At 56.4% G+C, this 15,007-nt stretch carries 15 protein-coding genes and 1 tRNA gene; 13 read left to right on the top strand and 3 right to left on the bottom strand.

Features of this window, described 5'->3' with window-relative positions; genetic code table 11:
* The first annotated feature begins 1 nt into the window (after position 1).
* The 8 genes from FB555_RS03710 (at position 2) to FB555_RS03675 (ending at position 8,056) form a co-directional block, all read left to right on the top strand.
* Positions 2-196: a hypothetical protein gene (locus tag FB555_RS03710; protein WP_182484059.1), complete on the top strand. Its 195-nt coding sequence runs from the start codon at positions 2-4 to the stop codon at positions 194-196.
* 12 nt (positions 197-208) lie between these two features.
* On the top strand, positions 209-808 hold the full coding sequence (gene nadD, locus FB555_RS03705) for a nicotinate-nucleotide adenylyltransferase (RefSeq protein ID WP_182484058.1): 600 nt from the start codon (positions 209-211) through the stop codon (positions 806-808).
* The gene (locus FB555_RS03700; RefSeq protein ID WP_182484057.1) at positions 805-1,641 is read left to right on the top strand and encodes a hypothetical protein; all 837 of its coding nucleotides are present in this window, start codon (positions 805-807) and stop codon (positions 1,639-1,641) included. The genes nadD and FB555_RS03700 overlap by 4 nt, the downstream gene beginning before the upstream one ends.
* A gap of 2 nt (positions 1,642-1,643) precedes the next feature.
* Complete coding sequence (gene rsfS, locus FB555_RS03695; protein ID WP_182484056.1) at positions 1,644-2,024, top strand: ribosome silencing factor; 381 nt, start codon at positions 1,644-1,646, stop codon at positions 2,022-2,024.
* A 90-nt stretch (positions 2,025-2,114) separates the two neighbouring features.
* Positions 2,115-2,190 (top strand) — tRNA-Ala (locus tag FB555_RS03690).
* Positions 2,191-2,336: 146 nt separating this feature from the next.
* Entirely contained in the window at positions 2,337-2,693 is a 357-nt protein-coding gene (locus tag FB555_RS03685; protein ID WP_182484055.1) for a zinc ribbon domain-containing protein YjdM, read from the top strand.
* Positions 2,694-2,795: 102 nt separating this feature from the next.
* Positions 2,796-6,695, top strand: a complete 3,900-nt coding sequence (locus FB555_RS03680; RefSeq protein ID WP_246323505.1) for a Pls/PosA family non-ribosomal peptide synthetase — start codon at positions 2,796-2,798, stop codon at positions 6,693-6,695.
* Between the two features lie 8 nt (positions 6,696-6,703).
* On the top strand, positions 6,704-8,056 hold the full coding sequence (locus tag FB555_RS03675; RefSeq protein WP_182484054.1) for a M1 family metallopeptidase: 1,353 nt from the start codon (positions 6,704-6,706) through the stop codon (positions 8,054-8,056).
* Here the strand turns inward: FB555_RS03675 and FB555_RS11005 are convergent.
* The 3 genes from FB555_RS11005 to FB555_RS03660 all read right to left on the bottom strand — a co-directional run bounded on the left by FB555_RS11005 (position 7,998) and on the right by FB555_RS03660 (position 10,099).
* On the bottom strand, positions 7,998-8,555 hold the full coding sequence (locus tag FB555_RS11005; protein ID WP_182484053.1) for a 4'-phosphopantetheinyl transferase superfamily protein: 558 nt from the start codon (positions 8,553-8,555) through the stop codon (positions 7,998-8,000). The two genes, FB555_RS03675 and FB555_RS11005, sit on opposite strands and share 59 nt — an antisense overlap.
* 132 nt (positions 8,556-8,687) lie before the next feature.
* Positions 8,688-9,704, bottom strand: coding sequence for a magnesium/cobalt transporter CorA (gene corA / locus FB555_RS03665; RefSeq protein WP_182484052.1), 1,017 nt, complete (start codon positions 9,702-9,704; stop codon positions 8,688-8,690).
* A 17-nt stretch (positions 9,705-9,721) separates the two neighbouring features.
* Entirely contained in the window at positions 9,722-10,099 is a 378-nt protein-coding gene (locus FB555_RS03660; RefSeq protein ID WP_182484051.1) for a hypothetical protein, read from the bottom strand.
* Positions 10,100-10,261: 162 nt separating this feature from the next.
* On the opposite strand from FB555_RS03660, the gene FB555_RS03655 reads away from it, so the two are divergent.
* From FB555_RS03655 to FB555_RS03635, 5 genes are read left to right on the top strand one after another with little or no spacing between them, the layout of a single operon-like run.
* Entirely contained in the window at positions 10,262-11,314 is a 1,053-nt protein-coding gene (locus FB555_RS03655; protein ID WP_182484050.1) for an LLM class flavin-dependent oxidoreductase, read from the top strand.
* 44 nt (positions 11,315-11,358) lie between these two features.
* The gene (locus FB555_RS03650) at positions 11,359-13,026 is read left to right on the top strand and encodes an FAD-dependent oxidoreductase (RefSeq protein WP_182484049.1); all 1,668 of its coding nucleotides are present in this window, start codon (positions 11,359-11,361) and stop codon (positions 13,024-13,026) included.
* Between the two features lie 13 nt (positions 13,027-13,039).
* The gene (locus FB555_RS03645; protein ID WP_182484048.1) at positions 13,040-13,336 is read left to right on the top strand and encodes a rhodanese-like domain-containing protein; all 297 of its coding nucleotides are present in this window, start codon (positions 13,040-13,042) and stop codon (positions 13,334-13,336) included.
* Positions 13,337-13,338: 2 nt separating this feature from the next.
* Positions 13,339-13,617, top strand: a complete 279-nt coding sequence (locus tag FB555_RS03640; protein WP_182484047.1) for a metal-sensitive transcriptional regulator — start codon at positions 13,339-13,341, stop codon at positions 13,615-13,617.
* A 21-nt stretch (positions 13,618-13,638) separates the two neighbouring features.
* On the top strand, positions 13,639-14,940 hold the full coding sequence (locus FB555_RS03635) for a glycoside hydrolase family 3 N-terminal domain-containing protein (RefSeq protein WP_182484046.1): 1,302 nt from the start codon (positions 13,639-13,641) through the stop codon (positions 14,938-14,940).
* Positions 14,941-15,007: the final 67 nt, after the last annotated feature.

The raw sequence follows: 15,007 nt of genomic DNA, 5'->3' as shown, positions 1-15,007 counted from the left end.
CATGAACGCGCTTACGATATTTGCGGCCACCGAATCCGGTGCTCACGCTGTATTGCTTTTTCCTCCGATTATCTTTGGCCTGATTGCCGCGGTCGTTTTCTTGGCTCTGGGAATTGTTACGTGGAGCTATCGGGATGTCTCGTCACGCCACAGCCAGAAGTGGTCTGACGGCGAAAGCGCCAACGGGCATCACTAGTCGAGGTTCTCGATGATTGATTCCACGCGGCGTCGACGCGTCGGTGTCATGGGGGGAACCTTTGACCCCATCCATAACGGGCATTTGGTCGCTGCCAATGAGGTGGCTCACCAATTCGACCTTGATGAAGTCGTGTTCGTTCCCACGGGGAAGCCGTGGCAAAAAGAGGCTGTCGCTTCCGCCGAGCACCGGTATTTGATGACCGTCATCGCAACCGCGTCTAACCCGAGGTTTACCGTTAGCCGAATTGACATAGACCGTGAGGGAACCACTTTCACCGTCGATACGCTTCGCCAGCTTCACGAGGAACGTCCCGAGGCAGATCTCTTCTTCATTACGGGGGCGGATGCCGTGGCGCAGATTCTAAGCTGGAAAGACGTGAAGGATGTATTCACGTTGGCGCACTTCATTGCCGTCTCCAGGCCAGGCCATTCCCTGTCTATTTCAGGTTTGCCTCAGCACGACGTAAGCTTGCTTGAGGTTCCAGCACTGGCAATTTCGTCGACGGACGTCAGGAATCGGCTACGTGGTGAATCACCTGTGTGGTATTTAGTCCCTGAGGGTGTTGTCCAATACACCTCAAAGCATCAGCTATATCGGAGTCAGTCGTGAGCGAAGGCAATCAGCCTGAGATAGTACTCAACGAGTTTGGCGAACTTTCACGACGGGCGCGTCGAGAGCTCGCGGCTCAAGGGATTGATCCGGATACAGCCGTCATGGAGCACATTCGCACCCAATCGATTCCCATCATTGTAGACGCGGACGCACTGGTACCCAGGGCTCCCATCAACGAGGCCCCAGTTTTTACCCCGTCACTCTCGCGGCGCGATATGCGTAATCTTCGTGACCGGTCTGACATCACATCCGACATGACGCCGGAGGTCGCATCGGAAGTCACCGCCGATAATGGCGTCCTGAATGCGAGCGATGTGGTTGAAGATGTTGTTTTCGAGGTAGCGCCCTACGTCATCGACCATCGTGAAGATGCTTCCGAGATCACAGAAGATTACGAGCCATTTTCTTTCCGCACGACGAGCACTCAGTCCACGGGAGTCATCCCGACCACAGGATCTGCATTGATTCTTCCCACGCTCCCCGAGCACGCTCCGGGGACATTGTCCTCGTTTAGCCACACGGGGGAGATTCCATTGACGGGCTCCTTCTCGCTGGCGGGCAGTATCGGCCAGTATGGAGCTGACATGTTGAGTCTTGATACTTCGGAGATCGACATCATCGCTGAGGACGAGGACTTTTCCTCGAGTCAAGATTTGGCGCCTGTTCGAGCCAGTACCGCCGTCAGCGCTTACAGCACCAGCAACACCGTGGTTACAGTTCCTAGCAAATTTAAAGACCGTCTCCCACTCGTTTTGGCAATAACGGCCGCCGGATTGGCCGTAGGAGTCGTTGCACTTTTCATTACCGGTTACGTCACAGGAGTCTTTTAACCATGCCCGCAACTGATCATTCAAAATCTCTTCTCGCCATTGCTGCTCAAGCTGCGGACGATAAGGGCGGAATCGACCAAATCGCTCTCGACGTCTCGGGCCCACTGCCCCTGACCGATATTTTTCTCATCATCACCGGGCGCAATGAGCGCAACGTCGTCGCTATCGCTGGTGAAATTGAAGATCGTCTCATCGCATCCGGTACCAAACCCCTTCGCCGTGAAGGTCGTGCCGAAGGGCGTTGGGTTCTTCTGGACTTTGGTGACTTGATCGTGCACGTTTTCCACGAGGAAGAGCGCATGTATTACGACCTTGAGCGCCTCTGGAAGGATTGTCCCGTCGTTCCTATCGAATTGAAAGAAATTCCCGGAGCGAATGCGTAGTCTGTCAGTCGATAACGGCGCCGACTGGTTCATGTGTCCCCGTCAGGTGTAGTAATCTGAACAGGTTGGCATCGCTCAGGCGAGAGATACGGGTCTGTGGCGCAGCTGGTAGCGCACCTGCATGGCATGCAGGGGGTCAGGGGTTCGAGTCCCCTCAGATCCACCAAATTAATCCTCGCGGTGCGGGGATTTTTTTGTATTCACGCACCGTATCTTTTAGGCTCTCTCGGTCCTCACTGCGCGGGGCGACTCTTATATTCCGTGGGCGTGGTTTCCACGGGCGTGGATTCCACTGGCTGGTAGCATGAACCTGTGAATGAGACATTGCCTCCGTGCCCGGTTTGTGCCAGTGAATACGCGTATGAGGTGGGCGCGTTACTGGTGTGCCCGGAGTGCGCGTATGAATGGACAGCCGCGGAGGCCGCCGAGGAGGCAGAACTTAACTCAGGGGTCATCAAGGACTCGGTCGGCAACATCTTGAGCGATGGCGACACAGTCACCGTTACGAAGGACCTCAAAGTAAAGGGCTTCCCGCAGTCCATCAAGGTCGGCACGAAGGTACGTAACATTCGATTGGTCGAGGCTACCGATGGTCACGACATTGACTGCAAAGTTGATGGATTCGGCCAAATGCAGCTCAAATCAAGTGTTGTCAAAAAAGTCCTTTAACACCCCAACCTCGTGCGTCTCTCTCCTGTTTACCTACTCTTAAGCGACACGTAATATTTTCACGACAGTCTGAACCAAGAAAGTGTTTGTAAGGAGACCTTTTTGACACAGTTCAGGCCTCAGTCATCGCTTCGAAGGCGTGAGCATGCGGCATCCTCTCGTACTCTGTTCGATATTTTTCGCGAATCGGCCATTGGTCATCCCATGGCTTCAGCTCTCGACGATGGCGCGGGGGCACTGAGTTATCAAGAGTTGTGGGTGGCTGTTGCCGCCGCCGCGAGAGAGCTTGCGGACAATGGTGTGCGGCGCGGGGACCGCGTGGGCATCCGCATTGCGTCGGGAACGCGGTCGCTCTACGTCGCAATTCTTTCCGTACTATCTGTCGGGGCCTGCTACGTGCCGGTGGATCTCGATGATCCAGACGAACGAGCAGATCTTGTCTTTCACGAAGCTAATGTTGTCGGGGTGATTGGTGCGAGCGGTCGCCTTCAGCGAAGAGATGTCCTTGGCCGACGGAACATCGTTCTGCCGGCGAAGGTCTTGGCGCCGCGGCTCGACGATGATGCGTGGATAATTTTTACCTCTGGTTCCACGGGTACCCCTAAGGGCGTAGCGGTGACGCATCGCTCCGCGGCGGCGTTCGTTGACGCTGAATCGCGCCTCTTTCTGCAGACGGAGCCGATTGGCCCGGGCGATCGTGTCCTTGCGGGGCTCTCCGTAGCATTTGACGCATCCTGCGAAGAAATGTGGCTGGCATGGCGTTATGGCGCGTGTCTGGTACCCGCGCCACGATCTCTCGTTCGTTCGGGCGCGGATCTTGGTCCGTGGCTTATCGCTCACGACATCACCATTGTCTCCACGGTTCCTACCCTTGCCGGCATGTGGCCCCTCGAGTCGCTCGAGGCCGTTCGTCTCCTCATCTTCGGCGGCGAAGCGTGCCCGCAAGATCTTGTCCTGCGGCTCAACGTCGCGGGACGCGAGGTCTGGAACACTTACGGACCCACGGAGGCAACGGTGGTGTCCTGTGCAACGCTGGTCGATGGGCGCAGCAGCATTCGCATTGGGCTGCCCCTGGACGGTTGGGACCTCGCCGTTGTAGACGCGGATGGTCGTGAAGTTGCCGAGGGGGAGGTGGGGGAACTCATCATCGCTGGAGTCGGCCTGGCCCGCTATATCGATGCCGCGAAAGACGCGGAGAAGTACGCCCCGATGCCGTCGCTTGGCTGGGATCGCGCCTATCGTTCGGGTGACCTCGTGCGTTATGAAGCCCAGGGTCTTATTTTTCAGGGACGAGCAGATGACCAGGTGAAAATCGGCGGTCGCAGAATTGAACTGGGGGAGATCGAAGCTGCTCTCGTAGGGCTCGCTGGAGTAACCGCGGCTGCGGCTGTGGTGCAAACCTCACCGGCTGGTAACCACGTTTTGGTGGGCTACATGGCGGTTGCGGATGCCGTGGCGGAGTTTGATCTTGCCGCGGCAACGACAGAGCTTCGCGGGAGCCTGCCCGCAGCAATCGTGCCGGTGTTGTGTGTCGTGGAGTCGATTCCGGCGACGACGTCGGGCAAAGTGGACCGATCGGCCCTGCCGTGGCCCCTTCCCACCGCTTCGGGTACGAGCGAGCTTTTGGACATGTCTGTGACGGAACTCTGGTTAGCCGAGAGCTTTACCTCCATTCTGGGGAGGGCTGTCACCAGCCCCCAAGACGATTTCTTTGACCTCGGTGGCGGGTCACTTTCCGCCGCTCAACTGGTCACCCTTATTCGCAAGAGATTCATTGAGACGCGGGTTGCCGATGTCTACGATCACCCACGAATTGGCGCTCTGGCCGCGGAACTTGAATCACGGACTCCCCTCGCTGGTGTTCGCCGAGAGCCCGTTCCACCTTTGTCGCGACGTTCGCAGTTGATTCAGACCCTTCTGGGGTTCCCTATCTACGCGGTGGTCGGTGCGCGGTGGTTCGTCTATGTGCTCCTAGCTAATAACGTCATGGGTCTGCTGGTGCCCCCCGGAGTTCTCATTGCGTGGGCGCCGACACACTCATGGTGGTGGATCGTCGCGGGCGTCATTGTTTTTGTTTCTCCGCTTGGGAGAATGTCGCTGGCGGTCTGTGTCGCCCGTGTCGTTCTTTACCGTTTGACCCCGGGGGAGTATCCCCGTGGAGGCTCCGTTCATTTGCGGGTGTGGTTTGTTGAACGTTTCATGGAGGCGTCCGGTGCTGCCAATCTCGCGGGAGCCCCGTGGATAAAAGTGTATGCCCGAGCCTTGGGGGCGTCGATCTCGCCGGGGGTCGATCTTCATTCTCTGCCCCCCATAACAGGGATGCTGGCGATTGGTACGGGGTCTTCCATCGAACCGGAAGTGGATCTTTCTGGCTACTGGATTGACGGAACTACCTTCATCGTAGGTTCCGTGCTCATCGGAGCCGAGGTCACCGTTGGCTCGCGAAGTACATTGCTACCGGGAACCAGAATCGGCAAGGGTGCAGAAATTGAGCCGGGCTCCTCTGTTCTCGGCAAAATTCCAGCGGGCCAACAATGGGCCGGTTCCCCCGCGAGAAGAATAGGAAAGTCGCGCGGTGATTGGCCAGCAAACAGGCCTCCCCGCGGTGCAGCATGGCTCTACGTCTACGGCATATTGGCACTTTTGCTCGCGGCGATTCCCCTTATTTCTGTCGCCCCGGCACTTGTGATGGCACTCACCGCGGCTTCCCAGGCTGAATCGCTGGGAGTTGCGAGTATCAATACTGTGGTTGGGCTGCCGTTCTATGTGGCTCTCTCGGGAGTCCTCTTTGTGGCCCTGACAATCGCCACGGTGCGGCTCTTAGGCGTTGGAATCAAACCAGGCGTCTTTCCCGTCCGGAGTTCCAGCGGAGTGCGGGTCTGGGCGACGGAAAGAATTCTTGATTCCGCCCGGACCCTCCTTTTCCCCATATACGCCAGCTTGTTGACACCACTGTGGTTGAGACTTCTGGGCGCGCGCGTGGGACGAAATGTTGAGGCGTCTACCGTTTTGTTGTTACCCAAAATGACCACCATTGGCCACGACGCATTCTTGGCCGATGACACCATGATCGCGTCCTATGAGTTGGGACATGGATGGATGCGAATCGCTCGGGCAAAAATCGGACGCAAGGGCTTTTTGGGCAATTCAGCGATGACGGCTCCAGGTCGAACGGTTCCCAAGAACGGACTCGTGGCTGTTCTCTCCTCGACGCCCAAGAAAGCAAAAGTTGGGACGTCTTGGTTGGGGAACCCTCCCGTGAGATTGCGCCGGGCACTGGCCGAGTTCGATGAGGCACGCACCTTTGAACCATCAATGTGGTTGAAAGTAGCCCGCTTTCTCTGGGAACTGGGACGTTTCATTCCCGTCCTCGTTTACGCTCTCATTGGCCTCCTGACGTTTGCTCTGTTCGAAACGATTCTCCTCACTATGAACCCCATAGGGGCTCTTATCCTGGCGCCCTTGATTCTTCTGGTCGCAGCCAGCATTGCCGCTGGTATCACAACCGTGGCGAAGTGGCTCCTGGTCGGTCGGATCAAAGTTTCCGAGCATCCGCTGTGGTCATCTTTCGTCTGGCGAAACGAGGTGGCCGATACTTTCGTGGAGATGGTCGCGGCACCGTGGTTTGCCAGCATGGCAATTGGAACGCCGGTTTTGGCGGCGTGGCTCCGATCGTTGGGGGCGAAAATTGGACGCGGCGTGTGGTGTGAAACGTACTGGCTTCCGGAAGCGGACTTGGTCACGATTGGCGCTGGTGCCGTTGTCAACCGTGGGTGCGTTGTTCAGACCCACCTCTTTCATGATCGGGTAATGCAACTGGATACGGTTGTCATCGCCGCCGGAGGAACTCTTGGCCCCCACAGTGTGATCTTGCCGGCGGCATCCATTGAGACCGACGCTTCTGTGGGCCCAGCTTCGCTGATTCTCCGGGGCGAAAGCGTGCCGGCGGCAAGCCAATGGACGGGAAACCCGATTGCCGCTTGGACCAATCGTCGCCCGTAACAAGAGAAATGACCTACAGTTACGACGTGGACTTGTATACGCCCGACAGCGGTAATTTTGTCGTCGCGGTGACGCACTACGACCTTGACCTCGACTATCGCCTGTCCAGTAACCGATTGCAAGCGATCGCAACGTTGAGTGTCATTGCCCACGAATCGCTCAGTAAGTTCTCCCTCGACATTTTTGGGCTTGTCGTCACAAAGGTGTCCATTGACGGCGTTCGGGTCGCGCGGTTTACGCAGACTAAGTCAAAACTCAAGGTCGATGTTCCGCAAGGAATTTCGGCGGGACAACAATTCACTGTTGTGGTGAAATATGGCGGCAACCCCGTGCCAATGCCGACACCGTGGGGCGAAGTTGGCTGGGAAGAATTGACGGAAGGGGTTCTCGTTGCCGGACAACCATGCGGCGCTTCTACTTGGTTCCCGTGTAGCGATCATCCGCGTAATAAGGCCACCTATCGGTTCAGCGTCACGGCGGATTCCCCGTTCTACGTCGTTGCCAATGGGCGACTTGTCTCCCGAACGGCGAAAGCCAGCCGAACTCGGTGGGTTTACGCCCAGACGCAACCAATGCCCGCCTACCTTGCGACGGTTCAAATCGGAAAGTATCGCCCGCAGGGCCTTCCCGCAGGCCGGATTCCCTTCAATTCCTACATTCCGAGCGACTTGGCCGAACAATTCTTGGCCGATTTTTCGTGTCAAAAAGACATGATGGAACTCTTCGAGCGACTCTTTGGCGAGTATCCCTTTGGGGAATACACCGTCGTGGTCACAGACGATGATCTAGAAATTCCCTTGGAGTCCTTGGGTATTTCTGTCTTTGGGCGAAACCATGTGGATGGCAGCAAAGGGTCAAACCGACTGGTCGCCCACGAAATGGCCCATTCGTGGTTTGGTAATAGCGTCACGGTTTCCACGTGGAAGGATATTTGGCTTCAGGAGGGTTTTGCCTGCTATGCAGAATGGTTGTGGTCCGAGGAATCGGGCGGCAAATCGACAACAGACTGGGCTCAACACTTTTGGCTAGGTTTAAGGGCCCTGCCGCAGGACATTATGGTTGGTGATCCCGGGCCAGCACTGATGTTTGATGATCGAGTTTACAAGCGGGGCGCCATAACTTTGCACGCCTTGAGACTGCATTTGGGCGATGACAAATTCTTTGACATGCTTCGCCAGTGGACGACGATTCACGAGTTTGGATCGGTAACAACAGAGGATTTTCAGAACCATGTGATGACGTTCGCGGGGCCTTCGAGCGCATCCGTTTCTGCGGTCAAGACAATCTTTATGGCCTGGCTCTTCAGCGTTGCTCTTCCAGATTTTCCGGTGACGAGCCGGTGGGCAACCAAGAAAAAGTAGTCACCGCATCCATATTGTGAGCCACAGCGCACACGTGGTGCTCGCCGATACGTCTGACGGTAACGCGCGGGGGCCGGAGAAGCCCCAAATCGGGCGCCGCTACGAGCGTGACGCTCGCACCGGAAATCTCACACCACAATAGTTCAGGGGAAATGTTGAGCCCGGTGCCGGCAGCCTTGAGAATTGATTCCTTTGCCGTCCATAGAAGAGAGCTGTGCAGGATTCGCTCGTGAGTGCTGAGCCGGGCAAGAACAGCCCGCTCGGCTGGATGAAAGGCCACGTCTTCGATGTCAGCTCTCGCCATATGATCAAGGCTCTCGACATCGATCCCGATGATCCCACAATCGACAAGGGCTACGGCGACCAGGCCCTCTGTTCGGCTCAGGCTGACAACCGGCACGCGAACCTGGGGGAGAAATTCGCCGTAATAGTAAACGGACGGCCTTCCGTGGTCGGTTGCGCCGCACCGAGGGCATGCTGAAGCCGTGTTGAGTTCCACGGCTGGATAACTTGTAGCGTGCGAGACGGCATCAATCAGCAACGAACGGTCGCGAGGATCCGCTCTAAGCCCGCTGCGAAGGAATATCGACACTGGTGGCGATGGCCCAGGTGCTGACTCGCTCGTCATGGTCTAGAGCCAATTTCGCTTCTTAAAGATGGCATAGAGCGTGCCGGCAAAGCCAAGCATCAACGCAATGGCGAACGGGTAGCCGAAGGACCACTGTAATTCGGGCATCACCTCAAAGTTCATTCCATAGATACCCGCCACGAGCGTTGGAGCAAAGATGATGGCAGCCCACGATGAGATCTTTTTAACTTCCTCGCCCTGTTGGTAGCTCACTTCGGAGAGGCGCCGCATTTCTTCGTTCTGTCGCTGGCCAACCTGAGTGAGGTGCACCGTTAAAGCGTTCTGCAAGATCTGCCGAAATGAATCAGCGTGCTGCACGATGGACTCGACATGATCGCTCACGTCGCGGAGGTTGCGCTGGAGTTCAATGTTGACGAGGTACTTCTCAGCACCCCGCTCAAGGGAGTCCAGCATGGCACCCAACGGCTTTGTCGCACGTTGGAACTCCAGGACTTCCCGGGAGAGGGCGTAGATGCGACGTGAGACGTCAGCATTATTTCCAAAGAGATCATCTTCGATTTCATCGATATCGTTCTCCAGCCCCAAAACAACGGGAAGGTATTCATCGACGACTTGATCAAGAAGGGCATAAAGGACTGCCTCCGGCCCGAGCGCTAGCAGAGCGGGGTTTCCTTCAAGTCGCCGCCGCACCGTTCCGACGTCGGGGGACTCAGCGTGGCGTACGGTGATGACGTAATCCGGGCCAATAAAAATGTGCAACTCACCGAATTCAACGACTTCGGTCGTGTCGATATAGCGGGCGGGCCTCAAGACAACGAAAAGACAATCGCCGTAACGTTCGATTTTTGCCCGTTGGTGGCCAACGAGTGCATCTTCAATGGCGAGGTGATGGAGGTCAAATTCTTCGGCTACCGATGCCAATTCTTCAGGAGATGGGCGGTAGAGCCCCATCCAGCCCATGCCACCGTGTTCCTTCATGGCCTCAAACGTGAGCTCCAGGCTTGCGGGGGTCGCAACGCGAACGCCATCACGGTAAACGGCATTATCGATCAGGGGCATGGGTCCGCCTTGAGGTGTTAGAGGCCGAGGAAAAGGGCAGTGAGAAGGGCACCAAAGACCAGAATGAAGACCGTCGGTGTCACGTACTTGACAACTTTCAGGAACGGTGCCGACTGCATAATGCGACTGGCGAGCAATGATGTGGCTTGGCAAGCCGTGAGGTCTTCAATGATGGTCAGGCCTTCATTTGCGGCGGAAACTTGGACCACGGCCCCCAAAATTCCGGAAGCCAACAGAATTCCTGCAGCGGCAAGACGCGTGGCGAAGCTCGCATCGGCCAAGCCATTGATCAAAAACCCGACCGTGACGGCGAGGAGGAACGTTGGCGCCAGTTGCGAGACAATGATGTGCCATCGTGTCTTGGTCCAGAGCGAAATCAGGTCAAGTTCGTTCATGGCAACTCCTTTGGACGACGGGGACAATCTGTACACCTGTCGCCCTTCATTGTGGCCCATTTTGGGAATACTGAGCCCCAGACACGGGTTCCTTTGGTTGAGTAGTCGAAAGACATGTTAGTGCCGTTGGCGAATTATTGAGAATGGGCAAGAAAAGCACACATGTTGCACACGATTGAATTTGGTCTCGATACTTTTGGTGATGTCACTGTTGACACCGACGGGGTGCTTCTTTCTCATGCGCAGGTTCTTCGAAATGTCGTCGAAGAGGGTGTCTTGGCCGATCAGGTTGGCCTGTCATTTTTCGGGATCGGCGAGCACCATCGGGCCGACTTTGCGGTGTCTGCACCCGAAGTCTTACTGAGCGCAATCGCCTCGCGAACAAAGGGTATTCATCTCGGTTCAGCCGTAACAGTATTGTCCTCCGACGATCCCATCAGAGTTTTTCAACGATTTTCAACGCTTGATGCCGTATCGCGGGGACGAGCCGAGATCATCGTGGGACGCGGTTCCTTCACAGAATCATTTCCACTCTTTGGCTTTGCCCTGAATGACTATGAGCAACTCTTCGAAGAAAAACTCGATCTTTTGAGTGAGGTTTTGACCGGGGAGCCGGTCACGTGGGAGGGAAATATACGCACGCCATTGTCAGCGCAACAGATATTTCCGCCGACGGAATCTGGCACGATCAAGACGTGGATCGGAGTCGGGGGTAGCCCGCAATCGGTCGTGCGGGCCGCGCACTATGGGCTCCCGCTCATGTTGGCCATCATCGGGGGCGACCCGTTGCGTTTTCAGCCCTATGTTGACTTGTACAACAACTCCCTCGAAAAAATGGGCAAGGTGGCGCTACCAGTGGGGCAGCATTCTCCTGGATTCATTGCCGCGACAGATGAAGCCGCCCGTGACCTCGCGTGGCCGCACTACCGTGAAATGCATGCGCGGATTGGTGCATCTAGAGGTTGGCCGCCGCTCACGCGCGGGCAGTTTGACCTGGAGGCAGCGCCAGCCGGTGCGTTATTTGTGGGGTCCGTTGAGACGGTCGCGCAGAAGATCGCGCGCACAGTGAATGGTCTGGGGATTCAACGATTCGATCTGAAGTACAGCATGGGGACGCTTGGCCACGAGCATCTAATGGAGTGCATTCGTTTGTACGGCATGCAGGTCGTTCCGCGTGTGCGTGAGCTTCTCGACAAAATACCCCAGGGGGTATAAGGTGGGAACGTGGGGCGAACGTATTCGCTCTCAGAGAGTATGGCATGACTAAATCCTTAAAGACCGTCATTATCGGGGGCGTTGCCGGAGGCATGTCTGCGGCAACGAGGCTTCGACGCTTGGACGAGACTGCCGAAATTGTCGTGTTGGAACGAAGCGGTTACGTCTCGTTTGCTAATTGTGGGTTGCCGTATCACTTGGGCGGCATAATTGACAAGCGATCTGCATTGCTTCTGCAAACGCCTCAGTCTTTGGCGTCTCGTTTCGGCCTTGATGTGCGCGTCAACAACGAGGTCATTGGAATCGACCCCGTGGCCAAGACTGTCACTGTTGTCGATGTTCAAGCCGGTACGGAATACGTCGAGTCCTACGACTTTCTCGTACTTTCTCCCGGGGCGAGCCCTACTCTGCCGGGTGTCGAAGGCTCAGACCGCGCCCTTGTGTTAAGAGATATTGAAGACGTTGATCGGGCGATGGCCGCGTTGACGGGTGAGCTCACAACGGCCGTCGTCATGGGCGCTGGCTACATTGGAATTGAAGTGGCGGAAAATCTTCGCCTCCGAGGTCTTTCGGTCACGATTGTGCAGCGCGGTTCGCAGGTGCTGTCGTCATTTGACGCCGAAATGGCCTCATACATGCAAGCCAAACTCGTTGCCGAAGGAGTCACGGTTCTTCTCGGCACGGAGGTGAGCAAGATTCATGATTCCAGTGTTCTTTTGTCCACGGGCGACGAGATTCCCGCCGATGTTGTCTTTGCGTCTATTGGCGTCATGCCAGAGACATCCTTGGCGCAAAATGCCGGGTTGACGATTGGCACGCGTGGGGGAATTCTGGTGGATGAGTTCCAACGCACCAGCAATGCTAGTATTTTTGCCGTAGGTGACGCCGTAGAGAAGATTGATGCCGTGACTGGAGAATCGCGCTTGGCCACGCTGGCCGGTCTCGCCAATCGTCATGGTCATGCGGTCGCTAATGTCATTGCGGGCACGCAAACCGTTGCCGCTTCGCCCGCGCTGGGAACCGCCATCGTGTCTTTTGGCTCGGTAACGGCTGCCAGCACGGGCTGGACGGAGAAAGCCCTCCGAGCCCGCGGGCGCGACATCAGAGTTCTGCACACGCATCCGGCCAACCATGCGGGGTACTACCCCGGCGCGGAAACCATGCATCTGAAACTTATTGTCGACCCGTCCACGGACCTCATTCTCGGGGCGCAAGCCGCGGGTGGTGCTGGTGTTGACAAGCGTATGGATGTCATTGCAACGGCCATGTTTGCCTCTCTGACCGCTAGCAGCCTGGCTCAGTTAGAGCTGTCCTATTCACCTCAGCACGGTTCGGCAAAAGATCCCATCAACATGTTGGGTTACGTCAACCGCAATACTGCTGAAGGACTGACGAGGACGGTGCAGTGGCACGAAGTTGAAGCCCTTCTTGAAAGCGGTAGCGTCCTGGTCGATGTCCGCACGGAAACCGAGCACGATGCCGGGCATATTCCCGGTGGAGTGTGCATTCCGGTCGACGAATTGCGCCAGCACGTTTCGTCACTGGTAGGCAAACATGTCATTGTCTCGTGCCAGGTTGGCCAACGCGGGCACACGGCAGCGCGGCTCCTTGCCCAGCATGGGATCGATGTCGTCAACCTAGATGGTGGTTATCTCACCTGGCAAGCTGGCGCTCACGCCACACTCTCACCCTCACGCTCACTTAAAAAATAGTCGAAGGAAAATCATGAAATCCATCACCACCACCGAGCTTGCGGATCTCAATGGCGTCACCATCATAGATGTTCGGGAAGACGATGAGTTTGCGACTGGACACGCTGCGGGCGCAAAAAATCTTCCGTTGAGTACCTTTGCGGAACACTTTGAAGAAATCTCCAGGGACGAGCCAGTTTATGTGATCTGCCAGTCCGGGGGCCGTAGTGCTCGTGCATGCGACTACCTCGAGGGTCAAGGCTTTGATGCCATCAACGTTGAGGGTGGCACCAGCGTTTGGATTGCGAACAACCTTCCTGTGGAGCGATGACGATGAGCGAGATAAGTAAAGCCGAACAAGAGAAGAAGATTCTCAACCGTCTCAAGAGAGCTCAAGGGCAGCTAACGGCGGTGATTTCGGCCGTAGAAAAAAGAAATGACTGCCGCAGTGTGGTGACCCAACTCTCCGCGGTGACGAGTGCACTCGACAAGGCCGGATTTGCCATCATTGCGCATGCAATGCAGGAATGTCTTGCGGATACGTCAGATGATGTCGACGGATCTAAGCCGACGGTTTCCGAATTGGAGAAGCTCTTTATGTCTTTGGCGTAGCCCATCTGACAGACTCAGTGGATGAGTCCTTGGAGAGTCGGCGGTTCCCGCCCTCGCGGCAGGCGGAGACTCGTCCTCGGCATCAGCCTTGCCACCGTTTTGGCGCTAGCGGCGTGGTTTCTCATTCCTACATTCTTCGAAGCGAAACCTCAGGCCGCTCCGGCTACTTTTGTCAACACCGGTTTTTCGTTGGTGATCGTGCAAGATCATCGTGGTGATGCCTTTGATCCGATTAGCTACTATGCCGCGAGCGTTCTCGCGGAGATGACGCTCGAAGAGAAGATCCGCAGCCTCCTCATGCTGCATTATCCCGGCACCGATACGGCATCCCTGCATGCCTTTATCGCGAGTCACAACGTCGGGGGATTCATCTTGATGGGCAACAATATCCCCGAAAGTCTGGCTGACCTTTCCACACTGACAGCCGCCCTCAGCGTTGATCCTCAACTTCCTGCACTCGTCGCGATCGATGAGGAAGGGGGGTACGTAACGCGTTTGCCGTATGACGGTTTTGCGGGCGCCAACACACTGCGCAATGAAAATCCTCCAGCATCACTCGCAGCTTTTAGCGGTCGTGCCGAGCTTTTGAAATCTGTGGGCATAAACGTTAACTTCGGGGTTGACGCTGATGTAACCGGTGATCCACAATCCTTCATTTTCGACCGCACTTTTGGCAACACCCCAGATCAGGCGGCTCTTCGTGTTGCGGCAGCGGTCGAGGGTGAGAAGTCACTGGTCGCCAGTACCCTCAAGCATTTTCCGGGTCATGGGAGCACGACAGGGGATTCGCACGTCAGCATTCCGGCCACGGCAATGTCTTTCGATCAGTGGCAGTCAACGGATGCGGTTCCATTCGCGGCCGGGATTGCAGCGGGCGCAGCGATGGTGATGTTCGGTCACTTGGCATTCACCGCGGTGGACGCGGCGCCGGCCTCACTGTCATTGGCCTGGCACACAATCTTGCGGGAGCAACTGGGGTTTGAGGGAATCGCCATCACAGACGACATGACGATGTTGCAGGGATCGGGCCTACCGGAATACGGTGACCCCGTTGAGAACGCTGTTTCTGCTCTCGCGGCCGGAAATGACATGTTACTTTACGTCTTGGCCGCGGATCCAAGCATCGACGGAATTGATCCTGAGGCCATTGTTACGGGTCTCGTTGGAGCCGTGAAATCGGGGCGCATAGCGGAAGGCCAGGTGGAAGCGTCAGCTCTTCGTGTGCTGACTCTGCGGCGGTCTTTTGCGCCAGAGGCACTCATGTGGACCGTCCCTTGCCCGGCACCCTGCCGAGGCCTTGTTGAGGCACTGCCCGCAAAATAGCGGCACATATCGCAATTCTTTATTTTTGGGAATGAATTTCGCGTTTGGCTGTTTTCAGTTGAGGAGC

It is taken from the genome of Alpinimonas psychrophila, assembly GCF_014137865.1.
GTDB lineage: Bacteria > Actinomycetota > Actinomycetes > Actinomycetales > Microbacteriaceae > Alpinimonas > Alpinimonas psychrophila.
Note: the sequence above shows the minus strand (reverse complement) of the source record. Positions and strands in the feature narration are given on the sequence as shown.

Excerpts from the sequence above, each read along its gene's own strand:
- FB555_RS03710 (WP_182484059.1), top strand. The coding sequence starts at position 2 with ATGAACGCGCTTACGATATTTGCGGCCACCGAATCCGGTGCTCACGCT.
- rsfS (WP_182484056.1), top strand. The coding sequence starts at position 1,644 with ATGCCCGCAACTGATCATTCAAAATCTCTTCTCGCCATTGCTGCTCAA.
- FB555_RS03675 (WP_182484054.1), top strand. The coding sequence starts at position 6,704 with ATGACCTACAGTTACGACGTGGACTTGTATACGCCCGACAGCGGTAAT.
- FB555_RS03645 (WP_182484048.1), top strand. The coding sequence starts at position 13,040 with ATGAAATCCATCACCACCACCGAGCTTGCGGATCTCAATGGCGTCACC.
- FB555_RS03635 (WP_182484046.1), top strand. The coding sequence starts at position 13,639 with ATGAGTCCTTGGAGAGTCGGCGGTTCCCGCCCTCGCGGCAGGCGGAGA.
- nadD (WP_182484058.1), top strand. The coding sequence starts at position 209 with ATGATTGATTCCACGCGGCGTCGACGCGTCGGTGTCATGGGGGGAACC.
- FB555_RS03660 (WP_182484051.1), bottom strand. The coding sequence starts at position 10,099 with ATGAACGAACTTGACCTGATTTCGCTCTGGACCAAGACACGATGGCAC.
- FB555_RS03640 (WP_182484047.1), top strand. The coding sequence starts at position 13,339 with ATGAGCGAGATAAGTAAAGCCGAACAAGAGAAGAAGATTCTCAACCGT.
- corA (WP_182484052.1), bottom strand. The coding sequence starts at position 9,704 with ATGCCCCTGATCGATAATGCCGTTTACCGTGATGGCGTTCGCGTTGCG.
- FB555_RS03650 (WP_182484049.1), top strand. The coding sequence starts at position 11,359 with ATGACTAAATCCTTAAAGACCGTCATTATCGGGGGCGTTGCCGGAGGC.
- FB555_RS03655 (WP_182484050.1), top strand. The coding sequence starts at position 10,262 with ATGTTGCACACGATTGAATTTGGTCTCGATACTTTTGGTGATGTCACT.